This is a genomic window from Plantactinospora endophytica, assembly GCF_016862915.1.
Lineage (GTDB): Bacteria > Actinomycetota > Actinomycetes > Mycobacteriales > Micromonosporaceae > Plantactinospora > Plantactinospora endophytica.
This window is the reverse complement of record NZ_BONW01000037.1, coordinates 1-14,891: the sequence shown is the minus strand read 5'-3', so window position 1 is coordinate 14,891 and position 14,891 is coordinate 1. Positions and strand designations below refer to the sequence as shown.

The following is a 14,891-nucleotide window of genomic DNA, read 5'->3' as shown; positions in this document are numbered from 1 at the left end:
CCGCCACCCGGTACGCCGGTTCAGCTCCCGGTCTCCCGGTTCGGGGTGGTGACCGGCTTCGACTCCGGTGAGCCGTGCTGGCGGAGTACGACGCTGAGCACGATGAGCGTGCCGACGGCGAGGAACTCGCTCTGCCAGTTCTGCATGGACTGGAACCAGAAGTCGCTGGTGCCGAGGAAGTGCCAGGCGCTGACCGGGGCGGCGCCGTTCTCCAGCGCCTGCTGCTCGTTGTACTCGGCGGTGCCGCCGAGCAGGTGCAGTACGAACGAGGCGCCGAACAGCAGCAGCAGTGCGATGGAGAGGCTGTTGCGGTAGAGCACCAGGACCAGGCCACCGACCCGGACCGGCCAGGGGGAGTCGGGGGTGGCCCGCTCGGCGTGGTCGTCCGGACGGTCGGTGTCCGGATCGGGCTTGGACTCCGACGATCCCCGCTGTACCAGGTACGCGGTGAGCAGCACGTACGCGCCCATCTGGAGGAACTCCGACTCCCAGTTCTCGAAGACCGCCTCGGCGAAGTGCCCGGTGCCGAGATAGCCGAGATACCCCTCGGCTGCCGCCCCCGCCTGGGTCAGTTCCTCGTTGCGCGTCTGCCAGCCGAAGACGCTCTGTAGGACGAGGAAGAGCAGGAAGCCGCCGAACATCGCCAGCGCCAGCGCGTGGTCCCGGACCCAGCGCCGGGCCGGTGACGCCGGCCGCGTGGACTCTTGCTCACGCTCCGCAACTGTTTGACGCCCCATCGGAATCTCCCTCCACCTGTCAGGTGCTGTCGCCCCCACATCGGGAGTTCCTCCCCGCCGGCCTCCGTTCCCGCGCGGCCTCGCCGGAAAACCTGGTCACGGTGTGTCGCGTCGTCCGCCACGGCACTGCGGGTATGGCGAGCGGGGTTGCCGGTCGAGGGCTATATATTGATGCTGATATATTTCCTTTGGCGGGATCCGGCCCGAGTCGGGCGGAGCAGCCGGCGGAGGGAGCAGGCGCATGTCCGTATTCGGCAGGTCCACCCCGGGGCGTGGGCTGGCCGTGCTCGCGCTGGCGGCGATCTGCCTGTGGAGCGTCGCGCCGCACCGGCCGGGTTTCGCCGCCGAGCGGTCGGCGCACGGCCCGGAGCGCGTCGCCGGCCCCGACGACGCCCGGATGGCCGCCGCCCCCGGCCTCTACGCGGGCGGGACCTTCACCCGGGCCGGCGGTACCGCCGTCGACCGCCTCGCTGCCTGGAACGGCACCGCCTGGTCGAGGCTCGGCGCCGCGTCGAGCGCCGGACCGGACGGCTCGGTCACCGCACTGGCCGTCTACGACGGCGACCTGATCGCCGGGGGTAGTTTCCTCACCGCCGGCGGGATCCGGGTGAACGGCATCGCCCGCTGGGACGGCACCGCCTGGTCACCACTGACCGGCTCGTCCGGTACCGGCGTGATGACCACCGCCCTCGACTACGTCGACGCCCTGACGGTGTTCGACGGCGACCTGATCGTCGGCGGGCAGTTCCTCCGGGCCGGCGGCGTGACCGTGAACCACGTCGCCCGGTGGGACGGCACCGAGTGGTGGCCGCTGACCGGGCCGAACGGCACCGGCGTGGACGTACCGTCGGTCTGGGACCTGGCCGTGCACGACGGCGCCCTGATCGTCGGCGGCGGGTTCGGCCAGGCCGGCGGTACGGCGGCCAACGGGATCGCCCGGTGGACCGGCGGTGCCTGGACGACCCTGGGCACCGGCTTCAACGGCGACGTGCTGGCGTTGGCGGTCTTCGACGGCGCGCTGGTGGCCACCGGCGGCTTCACCCAGGCCGGTGGCGTCGCCGCGAACTACGTCGCCGAGTGGACCGGCAGCGGGTGGGCTGCTCTCGGTGCCGGACTGAACGCCGAGGGCCGGGCGCTCACCGTTTTCGGCGCGGCGCTGGTCGTCGGCGGCACGTTCACCGGGGCCGGCGGGTCGGCGGCGAACTACGTCGCCCGCTGGGACGGGACGGGCTGGTCCGCCCTCGGCGGGGGTACCGAGGACATCGTGCTGGCCGTCGCCGTCCACAGTGGTCGGCTGGTCGCCGGCGGGTTCTTCCTCCGGGCCGGCGGGGTGGTGGCGAACCACGTCGCCGGCTGGGACGGCACCGGCTGGTCCGCCCTGGGTGGCGGCGCGGCGGCCGGCACCGACGCCGGGGTGTACGCGCTGCGCACCGTCTGACCGCCCCGTCCGGGCTGTCCGGACCGGGTCAACGGGGTACGGCCGCGCCCTCCGGCACCCGCTCGGCGTACGCGTCGACGAGTTGCCGCTCCGCAGTCCGCAGGTAGTCGTCGAGTACCGTGTGCGCCCGCTCGACCTCGCCGCTCCGGATCAGCTCCAGCAGCTCGCGGTGCCGGTCCAGGTACGGCTGGTGGAAGGTCTGCGGTGCGGCCATCACGTGGAAGGCGAGCCGGATCTCGGCCAGCGCCTGCCGCATGATCTCCTCGATCCGAGGGCTGCCGGTCAGGCCCGCGATGGCCTGGTGGAACTGCATGTTGGCGGTACCCACGTCGAACCACCGCTGCTGTGCGGCGGCCTGCTCGCCCTCGACCAGCGCGGCCTCGATCGCCTCCGTCGCCCCGGCCGGACTGTTTCCCGCGTTGCGGACGGCCGCGCACTCCAGCACCCGGCGGAGCCGGTAGATGTCGACGACGTCCTGTACGTCGAGCACCCGGACGAAGACGCCCCGGTTGAGTTCGTGCACCACGAGTCGCTCGTGCATCAGCAGCCGGAACGACTCCCGGAGGGTGTTGCGGGAGACGCCGAGCGCCGCGCCGATCATCTCCTCGGAGAGCCGGGTACCCGGCAGCAGCGCACCCTCGGTGATCCGGGCCCGAAGTATCTCCGCCACCCGCTGCGCGGTGCTCGCCCGACTGATCAACGAACGGTCGTCCTGCAGCTTCGCCAGCCACGTCACGGGGTCATTGTCCTTCATGCCGTCGGGCCCACAATCGAGAGAAGGGTCCATGCTACGACGAGGTTACAAGTCAACATGACCATTGACGGATTGTTCAACAGTCTGCCAACCTGAACCCACGGCGTTCACCACAGCCACAGGAGGTGCGATGTCGGTCATCCTCGATCTGAACAGTGATCTCGGCGAAGGTTTCGGGGTCTGGCAGCTTGGCGACGACATGGCCCTGCTCTCCGTCGTGACCAGCGCGAACGTCGCCTGCGGGTTCCACGGTGGTGACCCGACCATCATGCGCCGGGTCTGCGCCGAGGCGATCAGCCGGGACGTCTCCATCGGTGCCCACGTCGGCTACCGGGACCTGGCCGGCTTCGGTCGGCGGGCCATCGACATGGAGCCCGACCGGCTCTCCGACGACGTGCTCTACCAACTCGCCGCGCTGGACGGGATCGCCCGCAGCGAGGGCGGCCGGGTGCGGTACGTCAAACCGCACGGCGCGCTCTACAACCGCACCGTCACCGACCAGGCGCAGGCCGCCGCCGTGGTCACGGCGGTCTCCGCGTACGACCCGAGCCTGCCGATCCTCGGGCTGCCCGGCTCGCAACTGCTCCGGCAAGCGGCCGAGGTGGGCCTGAAGACCGTTCGGGAGGCGTTCGCCGACCGGGGTTACCAGGCCGACGGCAGCCTGGCGAAGCGGGGCAGCCCCGGTGCACTGGTCACCGATCCGGAGGCGGTCGCCCGGCGCTGCGTGAAGATGGCCACCACCGGACAGGTGGCGGCCGTCGACGGCGCCCCGGTGGCGGTCCGGGCCCGGTCGATCTGCGTGCACGGCGACACCCCCGGCGCGGTCGACCTGGCCCGCCAGGTCCGCACCGCGTTGCAGGAGGCCGGCATCAGCCTCGCCTCGTTCGTCTGAGCTGTCCCGGCACCACCCAGCAGCACGACCGCTGGATCGGTGACCGTCGGCCGGGCTGCCACCCGACCGACGGTCACCGGCTCCCGCACCTGTCCGGCAGCCGCCCGATGCCACGGGCGGCCCGCCGCAAACCCCCACGCAAGCGCCGGCTCCGTTCCCCGGTTGGCCCTGGAAACGCGGAACCGGCGCGGCTATCGAGGAAAGGTGAAGATCACCTTGGATGTGCAGAAGTTGACCGAGAGTGTACGCGGCCGGCTGAAGCTGCTCACCGCCACCGGCATCGGCGCAGCCCTGCTGCTGATGCCGGGCACCGCCGGAGCGCAGCCGGCCGGGCAGTCCGGACCGGCGGGGGAGTGCTACGACCGCACCCTCCCGTCCACCTACGAGGAGACCCGGATCGACACCCCCGCCCAGCCCGGCGGGGTGCAGGTGCCGAGCACGCTGATCGAGGTCGGCGGCTTCACCCCGTTCGTCACCCGGCTCACCGCCGAGCTGTGCGGCGTACGGTCGGTCAAGGAGGCCGACAAGCTGCTCCAGTCCCGTGGCGCCGAGCTGTGGCGTACGGCCGTCGAGCGGGCCCAGGGCAAGCGCTGGATGGGCAGCATCGAACGGTACGACGACCGCCCGCTCTACTGGTCGCGGCTGACCGGCACCCGTGACCTGCGCCAGTGGACGCCCCGGTTCCGGGTCACCGACAGCGTCCGGGCAGCCCTGCTGAAGACCTACGAGTACGCCTCCCGGGGCATCTCCTCGACCGACTTCTCCACCAGCCGCTCGGTGACCCGGGTGCTGGTCAGCGGCTTCGACCCGTACCAGCTCAACGGGGAGATCCGCCGGTCGAACCCGTCCGGCGCGTCCGCCCTTCAACTGGACGGGCAGGAGTACCGGGTCGGCGACAAGCTGGTGCAGATCCAGGCGGTCTCGCTGCCGGTGACCTGGAGCGGCTTCGACCTCGGCTACGTCGAGGACGCGTTCGGCCCGCACCTGACCCGGAACAGCCGGGAGCGCGCCGACCTGATCATGACGATCAGCCAGGGCGGGCGGGCCCGGATGGCGATCGAGCAGTGGGCCGGCGCCTGGCGCGGCGGCAGCCCGGACAACAACAACGAGGGCACCGCCGAACTCGTCCCGCCGGTGACCAACTGGCCGCAGCCGGCGACCAATCCCGAGTTCATCGAGACCACGTTGCCGTACCAGCAGATGGTCGCCGCCGGGACGACGCCCTGGCCGACCGCGCTCAACCCGCGGCTCTGCGAGTGGACCGGCAACACCCGGCCGGACCCGACCAAGGTCTCCTGCCACGACAACGGCCCCTCCCCGGACGCCCAGGCGCAGGCCGGCGGCGGCGGCAACTACCTCTCCAACGAGAGCATGTACCGGTCGAACCGGCTCCGGCTGGCCCTCGGTGCGACCGACGTACCCGGCGGACACCTGCACATCTCCTCGCTGGTCTACCCGCAGAACCCGCTGGACGTCATCGACCCGCCGTTCGCCGCCGACCGCGCGCAGACGATCGAGCAGACCGTCGCCCTGGTGAAGGCGGCCGGCGCGGCCGTCTCCTGAGTCCCCGGCCGACCCGGGGGACCGGCAACCCCCGGGTCGGCCGCCACCCGAGCGGCCGGCGGGCCCGGGGTGCCGGCAACCCCCGGTGCTGGCCGGTCCACTCGTCAACCCCGGGCCTGGCCGGCCCACCTGTTAGCCCCGGGCCCTGGCCGGCCCACCCGTCAACCCCGGGTCCGGCCGGCCCACCCGTTCCGAAGCGCCCGTCCGCCGCCGCGTCCGCGCCGCCGGGTCCTTCGCCATCCTCTTCCGCCGTAGAAAGGGCTGACCATGCGCAAGCTCACCAGCATCACGGCCGCTCTCGTCCTCGCCGCCGGGCTCGCCGGCTGCGGAGGATCCGACGGCGCCGGTACGACCGACGAGGTCAAGCTCGCCGGACTGTGGCCGCTCAGCGGGCCGAACGCCACCCAGGGCACCGACGTGCTGCACGGTGCCGAACTGGCGGTGGACATCGTCAACAACGACCATCCCGGACTCGACCTGCCACTCGGGCCGGGCAAGGGGCTGCCCGGACTGGGCGGCGCACCGATCAAGCTGATCACCGGCGACACCCAGGGCAAGCCCGAGGTCGGCGCGGGCGAGGTCGACCGGCTGGTCACCGGCGAGAAGGTCGCCGCCGTGGTCGGCTCGTACCAGTCCGGGGTGACGTTGACGGCCAGCCAGCGCGCCGAGCGGCTCGGCGTACCGTTCGTCAACGAGGCGTCCTCGTCGGTGGCGCTCACCGAGCGGGGCCTGAAGTGGTTCTTCCGGACCGGGCCGACCGACGAGACGTTCGCCCGGTCGATGTTCGACTACCTGAAGGCCCGGCAGGCCGGCGGCGACCAGATCCGTACGGTCGGCATCTTCCACAGCAACGACCAGTTCGGCAACGACGGTGCCGGGGTGACCGAGAAGGTCGCCGCCGAGGCCGGCCTGCCGGTCACGGTGAACGTCGCGTTCGACCCGACCGCCGCCGACCTCGGCTCGCAGGTGGCACAGGTGCGGGGCAAGAACCCCGACGTACTCTTCGTGCTCGCGTACACCGACGCGGCGATCAAGCTGATGAAGACGCTGGACCAGTTGAAGTACCACCCGCCGGCCCTGCTCGCCTACGGGACCGGGTTCGCCGACCCGGCGTTCGCCACCGGGCTCGGCCCGCTCGCCAACGGCGCCTCCACCCGGGCGGCCTGGTCCGGCGAGATCGCCGAGAAGCGGCCGGCGGCCAAGACCGTGGCGGACCTGTTCCAGCAGCGGTACGGCGCCCCGATGACCGAGAACTCGGCCCGGGCCTTCACCGCCGTACTCGCGCTGGCGCAGGCGATCGACACCGCGAAGTCGGTCGAGCCGGCGAAGATCCGGGACGCGCTGCGCGCCCTCGACATCCCCGGGGAGAAGACGATCATGCCTTGGACCGGGATCAAGTTCGACGACAAGGGCCAGAACACGGGCGCGGCCGGCGTGGTCGAGCAGATGATCGAGGGGAAGTACCGGGTGGTCTTCCCGGCCGAACTCTCCTCCGTGCAGCCGATCTGGCCGATGAACAAGGCGCAGCAGTGAGCCGGCGCGGCGACGGACACCCCGGGAGGTCGGCACCATGACCGACCTGCTCCAGTCGGTGGTCAACGGACTGCTGATCGGCGCGGTCTTCGCGCTGGTCGCGGTCGGGCTGACCCTCATCTACGGCGTGATGGACGTGGTCAACTTCGCGCACGGCGAGATGGTCATGCTCGGCATGTACACCTCGTTCTTCGCCTGGTCGTTGCTCGGCCTCGACCCGCTGCTCTCCATCCCGCTCGCCGGGGTGTCGATCGCACTCACCGGCGCGCTGATGTACTTCGGCGCGGTCGGCCGGGTACTCGGCAAGTCACCGCTGGCCCAGGTGATCGTCACCTTCGGGTTGCAGGTGTTCCTGCGCGGGCTGGCCCAGTTCCTCTGGACGCCGAACACCCGGACCGTGCCCCGACCCTGGGCCGCCGGGCTGCGCTGGGAGATCGGCCCGGTGGTGATCGGCGGACCGCAGGTCATCATGGCCGTCGGCGCGCTGCTCGCCACCGGCGCGGTGGCGTACTTCATGAACCGGACCCGGCTCGGCGGTGCGGTGCGGGCCGCCGGGGAGGACCCGGCGGCGGCCTCGCTGATGGGCATCGACCCCCGGAAGATGTACGCGCTCTGCTGGGTGATCGCCGGACTGGCCACCGGCGTCGCCGGAGCACTGCTGATGAACTCCTACTCCGCGTCGCCGACCGCCGGGGTGAGCTTCGTGCTGATGGCCTTCGTGGTGGTCGCCTTCGGCGGCTTCGGCAGCATCACCGGGGCGGCCCTGGCCGGTCTGCTGGTCGGCGTCGCCCAGGGCGTCGTCGGCCTGTACGCCCCGAGCTACACCCTGGCCGCCGCACTGGCCCTCTATCTGGTGGTCGTCCTGGTGCGGCCACAGGGACTGCTGGGGACGCGATGAGCAGAGCTATCGAGGTGGGACGATGAGCGCCCCGACCGTACTGCGCCGGCCGTCACCGGCCCGGCTGTCCGGCCCGACGGGTCGACGGCTGCCGTCCTGGGGTACCGCCGCGCTGATCCTGGCGGCGCTGGCGGCGTACCCGCTGGTCTTCGCGGACTCGGCGGCACACAACATCGGCATCCTGGCGCTGACCTTCGGCATCGCGGCCACCGGCTGGAACCTGCTCGGCGGCTACGCCGGACAGGTCTCCTTCGGACACGCGCTGTACTTCGGCACCGGCGCCTACACCACCGCGGCGCTGGTCCGGCAGGGCTGGTCGCCGTGGCTGGCCATCGCGCTGTCGCTGCCGCTGGCCGCGCTGCTGGCCGCCGCCGTCGGCTGGCCCTGCTTCCGGCTGCGGCACCACTACTACTCGATCGCCACCATCGCGGTCGCCGAGATCGTCTTCATCCTGGTCACCAACCTGCCCGGACTCGGCCAGGCGAACGGCTGGGAACTGCCGGTGGTCGAGCAGTCGCTGGCCAACCTCCAGTTCTCGCTGCTGGACAAGCGGCCGTACTACTACGTGGCGCTCGGTTTCTTCTGCCTCGCCGCGCTGGCGGTCTGGCTCTTCCTGCGCGGCCGGGCCGGCAACTACGTACGGGCCATCCGGGACGACCAGGAGGCGGCTGCGGCGGTCGGGATCGACGTGCACCGGTACAAGCTCGCGGCGGCGGCGCTCTCCGGCGCGGTCACCGCACTGGCCGGCGGCTACTACGTGATGTACGTGCTCTTCGTCGACCCACCCTCCGGACTCGGCCTGGACCTGTCGGTGTCGTTCACCCTGATGGCGGTACTCGGCGGGGTCGGCCGGTTCTGGGGGCCGCTGCTCGGCGCCTGGGTGCTGGTCTTCGTCCAGGACGTCACCCGGCAGGAGTTCTCCGGCAGCGGGCGGTCGGTCGACCTGCTGCTCTACGGCGCGCTGATCGTGCTCGTCTCGATCACCGAGCCGGGCGGCCTGCTCGCCATCGGGCAGCGGCTCTGGGCACCGGTCGCCCGCCGGCTGGGCGGTGGACGCGGCGGGAAAGCCGCTCCGGAGCCGGCCGGATCTGCTGAGGTGAAGCCGTGACCAGGCGGAACGGGAACAACGGCGGGTGGCCGGGTCACGGCGTCGAGAGGTCCGACGAGGTGGAGCGATGACCGGGGCACTGCTGAGGATCGACAACCTCTCCTGCCGGTTCGGCGGCCTCTGGGCCAACCGGGACGTCAGCTTCGAGGTGGAACCGGGGGCGATCGTCGGGCTGATCGGGCCGAACGGCGCCGGCAAGAGCACCCTCTTCTCGATGGTGGCCGGCGCGCAGCGACCCACCTCGGGCCGGCTGGAGTTCGACGGCCGGGACGTCACCGGCTGGGCGCCGCACCGGGCGGCCCGGGCCGGCGTCGGCCGCACCTTCCAGCTCATGCGGGTGTTCGGCTCGATGACCGTGCGGGAGAACCTCACCACGGCGGCGTTCGGCCGGCACAGTCGGTTGCGGGACGCCCGGCGACGGGCCGACGAGGTCGCCGAGCTGGCCGGGCTCGGCCCGGTGCTCGACTCGCCGGCCGCGTCGCTCACCGCCGCATGGAAGAAGCGCCTGGAGATGGGGCGGGCGCTGGCCACCGAACCGAAGCTGCTGCTGCTCGACGAGGTGCTCTCCGGGCTGACCCCGACCGAGGCCCGGGAGGCGGTGGAGATCGTCCGCACCATCAACCGGGGCGGCGTCACCATCCTGATGGTGGAACACGTAATGGAGGTCATCATGCCGCTCTGCCACCGGGTGGTGGTGCTGCACTACGGGCAGAAGATCAGCGAGGGTACGCCGGAGCAGGTCGCGCACGACCCGACGGTGGTCGAGGCGTACCTGGGGAAGGCGCTGTAGATGCTGACCGTGCGGGATCTCCACGTGGACTACGCCGGAGTCGTCGCGCTGCGCGGTGTCGACCTGCGGGTCGAGGCCGGCGAGCTGGTGGCGCTGGTCGGCGCGAACGGTGCCGGCAAGAGCACTCTGCTGGCGGCGGTCTCCGGCCTGCACCGGCCGGTACGCGGTGCGGTGACCTTCCTCGACGAGGACGTGAGCGGGCTGCCGGCGTACCGGATCGCGCGCCGGGGCGCGGTGCTGGTGCCGGAGGGGCGGCGACTGTTCGGCCACCAGACCGTGGTGCAGAACCTGCTGCTCGGCGGCTACCATCGCACCGCTGCCGAACGGGAGGCGGACCTGACCCGGGTCTACGACCTCTTCCCGATCCTCGCCGAGCGCTCCGGCCAGCGCGCCGGCACGCTCTCCGGCGGGGAGCAGCAGATGGTGGCGCTCGGCCGGGCGCTGATGAGCCGGCCGAAACTGCTGATGCTCGACGAGCCCTCGCTCGGCATCTCACCGAAGTTCACCAAGATGATCTTCGAGGTGCTGGCCGAGATCCGCCGCGCCGGCACCACCATGCTGCTGGTCGAGCAGAACCTGCGGGCCGCGCTGGAGCTGGCCGACCGGGCGTACGTGCTGCAGACCGGCGAGGTGGTGATGTCCGGACCGGCCGACGAACTGGCCGCCTCCGACGAGGTACGCCGCTCGTACCTCGGGCTGTGAGCGGATACCTCGGGCTGTGAGCGGGTACGACGGGGAGTGTGCGACGGTGCGGATCATTCCGGTGGGGCTGCGTGCGCTGCTGGTCGAGGTGACCGAGCCGGCGCACACCGCCGCGCTGGTGGCACAACTGCACGGCTGGCGGGACCGGGGCGAACTGGTCGGCGTCGAGGAGGTCGTACCCGGTGAACTCACCGTGCTGGTCGACGGCCTGGACGATCCGGCGGAACTCGCCGGTCGGCTCGCCGGCTGGCAGCCGGGTGCGGCCCGGCCGCCGGACGGTCCGCTGGTCGAGGTGCCGGTCCGGTACGACGGCGCCGACCTGGCCGAGGTGGCCCGGCTCTGGGACGTCGCCGAGGAGGAGGTCGGGCGGATACACGGCGCACCCGAGTACCGGGTCGCGTTCTGCGGCTTCGCCCCCGGCTTCGGCTACCTGACCGGGCTGCCGGAGCGCTACCACCTGCCCCGGCGGGCCGTGCCCCGGACCCGGGTGCCGGCCGGCTCGGTCGCGCTGGCCGGCGGCTACGCCGGAATCTACCCCCGGGACTCGCCCGGCGGCTGGCAACTGCTCGGCAGCACCGACCTGGTGCTCTTCGACCCGGACCGGGACCCGGTCGCCCTGCTCACCCCGGGCACCCGGGTCCGGTTCCGGAACGTCGACGCCAACCTCGACGCCGAGAATGTCGACGTCCGGGATGTCGACCGCCGGGACGCCGACGTTCGGGATGTCGGCCGTCGGGACGCCGACCGCCAGGATGTCGACGTTCGGGATGTCGACCGCCGGGATGTCGCCGGATGACCGGGGAACGCTGCGTCGAGGTGCTCCGGTCCGGCGTGCTCAGCACCGTGCAGGACCTCGGCCGGCCCGGGCACGCGCATCTCGGAGTGCCTCGCTCCGGCGCGCTCGACCTGCCGGCGCACCGGCTGGCGAACCGGCTGGTCGGCAACCCGCCCGGGGCGGCGACGATCGAGACCACCGTCACCGGCGTGTCGGTCCGGCTCGGCCGGGCCGGCACCGTCGCGGTTACCGGCGCCTGGGCCCCGGTCACCGTGGACGGCCGGCCGGCGAGCTGGTCGGCGCCGGTCTCGGTACCGGCCGGCGCGCGGGTCGACGTGGCCACCGCCCGGCGAGGACTGCGCAGCTACCTTGCCTTCTCCGGCGGCATCGCGGTTCCGGCGGTACTCGGCAGCCGCTCCACCGACCTGCTCTCCGGGCTCGGCCCGGCACCGCTCGCCGTCGGTGACCGACTGCCGCTGGGCGAGGTGCTCGGGCCGCCCGCCCCGGTCGACGTCGCCCCGACCGGCACACTGGCCGAGGAGGTGACCCTGCGGGTGCTGCTCGGTCCCCGGGCCGACTGGTTCACCGACGACGCGGTACGCATCCTCGACCGGGAGAGCTACCGGGTCTCCACCCTGAGCAACCGGATCGGCGTACGCCTGGAGGGGCCGGCGCTGCCCCGGCGGATCGGCGGAGAACTGCGCAGCGAGGGCGTGGTACTCGGTGCGGTGCAGGTGCCGGCCGCCGGAACACCGGTGATCTTCCTGGCCGACCATCCGACCATGGGCGGTTATCCGGTGATCGGCGTGCTGCACCCCGCCGACCTGCCGCTGGTCGCCCAGGCCGCCCCGGGAAAGCCGATCAGGTTCCAGGTCGTCGAGCCCCGCCCGCTGCGCAGCCAGGTGCTGTCTCCCGGATCATGAGCGGCGCTCGTCCGACCGGGCCCGGCGCACAAGATCATGCTTGGATGGCACAGAGGCCGGGTGGGTGCGCCCGGCGGAGAGGAGCAGACGATGACCGTGGCCACCCGTCCCGGCTTCCATCTGGCGATTCCGGTCGACGACCTGGCGCGGGCCCGCGCCTTCTACGGCGGAGTACTCGGGCTCGCCGAGGGGCGGTCGGCGGACGCCTGGGTCGACTGGAACTTCTACGGCCACCAGATGGTGACGCACGTCGTACCGGCGGCGCGGCAGGCCGACGCGGGCCGGAACCCGGTGGACGGGCACGACGTACCGGTGCCGCACTTCGGGCTGATCCTGTCGATCGAGGAGTTCCACGTGCTGGCCGACCGGATCCGGGCCGGCGGCGGCGAGTTCGTGATCGAGCCGTACCTGCGGTTCGCGGGCGAGCCGGGGGAGCAGTGGACGATGTTCTTCCGCGACCCGGCCGGCAACGCCCTGGAGTTCAAGGCGTTCCGGGACGAGTCCCAGATCTTCGCCAAGTGAACTCGACGATCTCCGCCAACGCGAGGGCGGTCATTTTTGCCGACGCGGGGTCGGTCATCTTCGCCAACGTGGGGGCGGTCATCTTTGCCGACGCGAGGTCGACGACCGCCGGACGCTGAGTCGAAAACCGCTGGACGGCGTGCGGCGGGCGGCCTAGCGTCTGCCGCACCCGTGCCGATCCCGACGTACGAAGAGGTGCATTTGATGACGGTCCTGCCCGTCCCGACCGACCAGACCGGGACGACCTCGCCGACCCCCGTCACCTCCTCGCACGTAAGGACCAGCAGAAATGGACCTACCACGTAGCTTCACCATCCGGGAGAGCGGCCACCGCATCCACAACCCGTTCGACGAGCGCAAGCTCGCCACCCTCGGCGAGGCGTTGCGACTGTCGCCCGGCACCCGGATGCTCGACCTCGCCTGCGGATCGGGTGAGATGCTCTGCACCTGGGCCCGGGACCACCAGGTGACCGGTACCGGAGTCGACATCAGCACGGTGTTCCTCGACGGCGCCCGGGCCCGGGCCGCTGAGTTGGGCGTCGCCGACCGGGTCGAGTTCGTGCACGCCGACGCGTCCGGCTACGTCGCCGACACCCCGGTCGACGTCGCGGCCTGCGTCGGCGCCACCTGGATCGGCGACGGCGTGCCCGGCACGATCGACCTGCTCCGGCGCAGCCTGCGACCCGGCGGGACGATGCTGGTCGGCGAACCCTACTGGCGGCGCGAGCCGGCCGACCAGACCACGATCGAGGCGTGCCACGCGACCGCACGGGACGATTTCCGGTCACTGCCGGAGACACTCGAACGATTCGCCGCGCTCGGCACCGACGTGGTGGAGATGGTTCTCGCCGACCAGGACAGTTGGGACCGGTACGTCGCGGCGCAGTGGCTCAACCTGCGGCGCTGGCTCGACGACAACCCCGACGACGAGTTGTCCGCCGAACTGCGTGCCGAACTCGACACGGCTCCGGTCCAGCACGTCAGATACCAGCGCGAGTACCTCGGCTGGGGCGTCTTCGTCCTGATCGACCGCTGACGGCCCGGCGACCCTGGACCGCGCCCCGGTGCTCCGGCATCGCGGCGCGGTGTCCGGCCGCTCGCCACGCCCGACATCCGTTCCGGCGTACCGCAGATATTGACCGTTCGGGACGACCGGGGGTTACATGATTCGGTGACCTCGTTCGAGGTGCTGAGCATGGGCCGGGTGGGGGTGGACCTCTATCCACTCCAGACCCGCGCCCGGCTGCCCGAGGTCGAGACGTTCGGAAGGTTCCTCGGCGGCAGCGCCACCAACGTCGCCGTGGCAGCGGCCCGACACGGCCGGCGGGTCGCCATGATCACCCGCACCGGCGCCGACCCGTTCGGCGAGTACGTGCACCGGGCGCTGCGGGACTTCGGTGTGGACGACCGCTGGGTGAGCCCGGTCGCCGGCCTGCCCACCCCGGTCACCTTCTGCGAGATCTTCCCGCCCGACGACTTCCCGATCTACTTCTACCGCTATCCCAAGGCACCCGATCTGGAGATCCGCCCCGACGAACTCGACCTGGCCGCGATCCGGGCCGCCGGGGTCTTCTGGTTCACCGGCACCGGGCTCTGCGAACTGCCCAGCCGGGATGCCCACTTCGCCGCCCTCGGTGCCCGGGGACGGGTCGGGAACACCGTCTTCGACCTCGACTACCGACCGGAGTTCTGGCCGTCCCGTGAGGACGCCCGGTCGGCGTACGAGTCGGCGCTCCGGTACGCCACGGTCGCGGTCGGCAACCTCGACGAGTGCGCCACCGCCGTCGGCGAGCGTGAACCGCACGCGGCGGCGGAGGCGCTGCTGGCCCGGGGCGTACGGCTGGCGGTGGTGAAGCAGGGGCCGGCGGGCGTACTCGCCCGGACCGCGGACGAGCTGGTCGAGATACCGCCGCTCCGGATCGAGGTGGTGAACGGGCTCGGTGCCGGGGACGCGTTCGGCGGTGCCCTCTGCCACGGGCTGCTCGCCGGCTGGCCGCTGGCCCGGATCGTCCGGTTCGCCAACGCGGCCGGTGCGATCGTGGCGTCCCGGCTCGCCTGCTCCGCCGCGATGCCGACCAGCGCCGAGGTCGACGAACTACTGGCCGCCGCCGACCCCCGGCATCCGGTCGGCTAGCGTCGCCGGGTGACGTTTCTGTTCGCGCTGGTCGCCGGATGAGCCGGCGGTTGCCGTTCCTGTTCGCGGTGTTCACCGGATGAGCCGGCGGTTGCCGTTCCTGTTCGCGGTGTTCGCCGGAT

16 protein-coding genes are annotated in these 14,891 nt (G+C 72.0%); 14 read left to right on the top strand and 2 right to left on the bottom strand.

The annotated features are described in order from the left end of the window. Nucleotides 1-20: 20 nt before the first annotated feature. Nucleotides 21-737 (bottom strand): DUF6766 family protein, encoded by a 717-nt coding sequence (locus tag Pen02_RS31140; protein WP_239141593.1) that lies wholly within the window; start codon nucleotides 735-737, stop codon nucleotides 21-23. Nucleotides 738-978: 241 nt separating this feature from the next. Between Pen02_RS31140 and Pen02_RS31135 the strand changes: the two genes are divergently transcribed. After that, on the top strand, nucleotides 979-2,175 hold the full coding sequence (locus Pen02_RS31135; protein ID WP_203869728.1) for a hypothetical protein: 1,197 nt from the start codon (nucleotides 979-981) through the stop codon (nucleotides 2,173-2,175). Nucleotides 2,176-2,203: 28 nt separating this feature from the next. Here the strand turns inward: Pen02_RS31135 and Pen02_RS31130 are convergent, their stop codons facing one another. Further along, entirely contained in the window at nucleotides 2,204-2,911 is a 708-nt protein-coding gene (locus Pen02_RS31130; protein WP_203869727.1) for a GntR family transcriptional regulator, read from the bottom strand. A 148-nt stretch (nucleotides 2,912-3,059) separates the two neighbouring features. Here Pen02_RS31130 and Pen02_RS31125 point away from each other — a divergent pair, with 148 nt between their 5' ends. The 13 genes from Pen02_RS31125 to iolC all read left to right on the top strand — a co-directional run bounded on the left by Pen02_RS31125 (nucleotide 3,060) and on the right by iolC (nucleotide 14,769). Further along, nucleotides 3,060-3,821, top strand: a complete 762-nt coding sequence (locus tag Pen02_RS31125; RefSeq protein ID WP_203869726.1) for a LamB/YcsF family protein — start codon at nucleotides 3,060-3,062, stop codon at nucleotides 3,819-3,821. Between the two features lie 204 nt (nucleotides 3,822-4,025). Then, nucleotides 4,026-5,384, top strand: a complete 1,359-nt coding sequence (locus tag Pen02_RS31120; RefSeq protein WP_203869725.1) for a pyroglutamyl-peptidase I — start codon at nucleotides 4,026-4,028, stop codon at nucleotides 5,382-5,384. A gap of 267 nt (nucleotides 5,385-5,651) precedes the next feature. Next, a complete protein-coding gene (locus tag Pen02_RS31115) occupies nucleotides 5,652-6,917 on the top strand; it encodes an ABC transporter substrate-binding protein (protein ID WP_203869724.1) in 1,266 nt (421 codons plus the stop codon). Nucleotides 6,918-6,954: 37 nt separating this feature from the next. Beyond that, a complete protein-coding gene (locus Pen02_RS31110; protein WP_203869723.1) occupies nucleotides 6,955-7,815 on the top strand; it encodes a branched-chain amino acid ABC transporter permease in 861 nt (286 codons plus the stop codon). A gap of 22 nt (nucleotides 7,816-7,837) precedes the next feature. Beyond that, a complete protein-coding gene (locus tag Pen02_RS31105) occupies nucleotides 7,838-8,923 on the top strand; it encodes a branched-chain amino acid ABC transporter permease (protein WP_203869722.1) in 1,086 nt (361 codons plus the stop codon). 67 nt (nucleotides 8,924-8,990) lie between these two features. Further along, on the top strand, nucleotides 8,991-9,713 hold the full coding sequence (locus Pen02_RS31100) for an ABC transporter ATP-binding protein (RefSeq protein ID WP_203869721.1): 723 nt from the start codon (nucleotides 8,991-8,993) through the stop codon (nucleotides 9,711-9,713). Further along, nucleotides 9,714-10,415, top strand: a complete 702-nt coding sequence (locus Pen02_RS31095) for an ABC transporter ATP-binding protein (RefSeq protein ID WP_203869720.1) — start codon at nucleotides 9,714-9,716, stop codon at nucleotides 10,413-10,415. Nucleotides 10,416-10,461: 46 nt separating this feature from the next. Then, the gene (pxpB, locus tag Pen02_RS31090; RefSeq protein ID WP_203869719.1) at nucleotides 10,462-11,211 is read left to right on the top strand and encodes a 5-oxoprolinase subunit PxpB; all 750 of its coding nucleotides are present in this window, start codon (nucleotides 10,462-10,464) and stop codon (nucleotides 11,209-11,211) included. Next, nucleotides 11,208-12,113 carry a 5-oxoprolinase subunit C family protein gene (locus Pen02_RS31085; protein WP_203869718.1) on the top strand — a complete coding sequence of 302 codons (906 nt, stop codon included), beginning with the start codon at nucleotides 11,208-11,210 and terminating at the stop codon, nucleotides 12,111-12,113. Before pxpB ends, Pen02_RS31085 begins: the two co-directional genes overlap by 4 nt. 90 nt (nucleotides 12,114-12,203) lie before the next feature. Beyond that, nucleotides 12,204-12,635, top strand: a complete 432-nt coding sequence (locus Pen02_RS31080; RefSeq protein WP_239141592.1) for a VOC family protein — start codon at nucleotides 12,204-12,206, stop codon at nucleotides 12,633-12,635. Next, on the top strand, nucleotides 12,632-12,754 hold the full coding sequence (locus Pen02_RS42665; protein WP_275413626.1) for a hypothetical protein: 123 nt from the start codon (nucleotides 12,632-12,634) through the stop codon (nucleotides 12,752-12,754). The genes Pen02_RS31080 and Pen02_RS42665 overlap by 4 nt, the downstream gene beginning before the upstream one ends. A 170-nt stretch (nucleotides 12,755-12,924) precedes the next feature. Beyond that, nucleotides 12,925-13,671 carry an SAM-dependent methyltransferase gene (locus Pen02_RS31075; protein WP_203869717.1) on the top strand — a complete coding sequence of 249 codons (747 nt, stop codon included), beginning with the start codon at nucleotides 12,925-12,927 and terminating at the stop codon, nucleotides 13,669-13,671. Between the two features lie 135 nt (nucleotides 13,672-13,806). Further along, a complete protein-coding gene (gene iolC / locus Pen02_RS31070) occupies nucleotides 13,807-14,769 on the top strand; it encodes a 5-dehydro-2-deoxygluconokinase (RefSeq protein WP_239141590.1) in 963 nt (320 codons plus the stop codon). Nucleotides 14,770-14,891 lie beyond the last annotated feature (122 nt).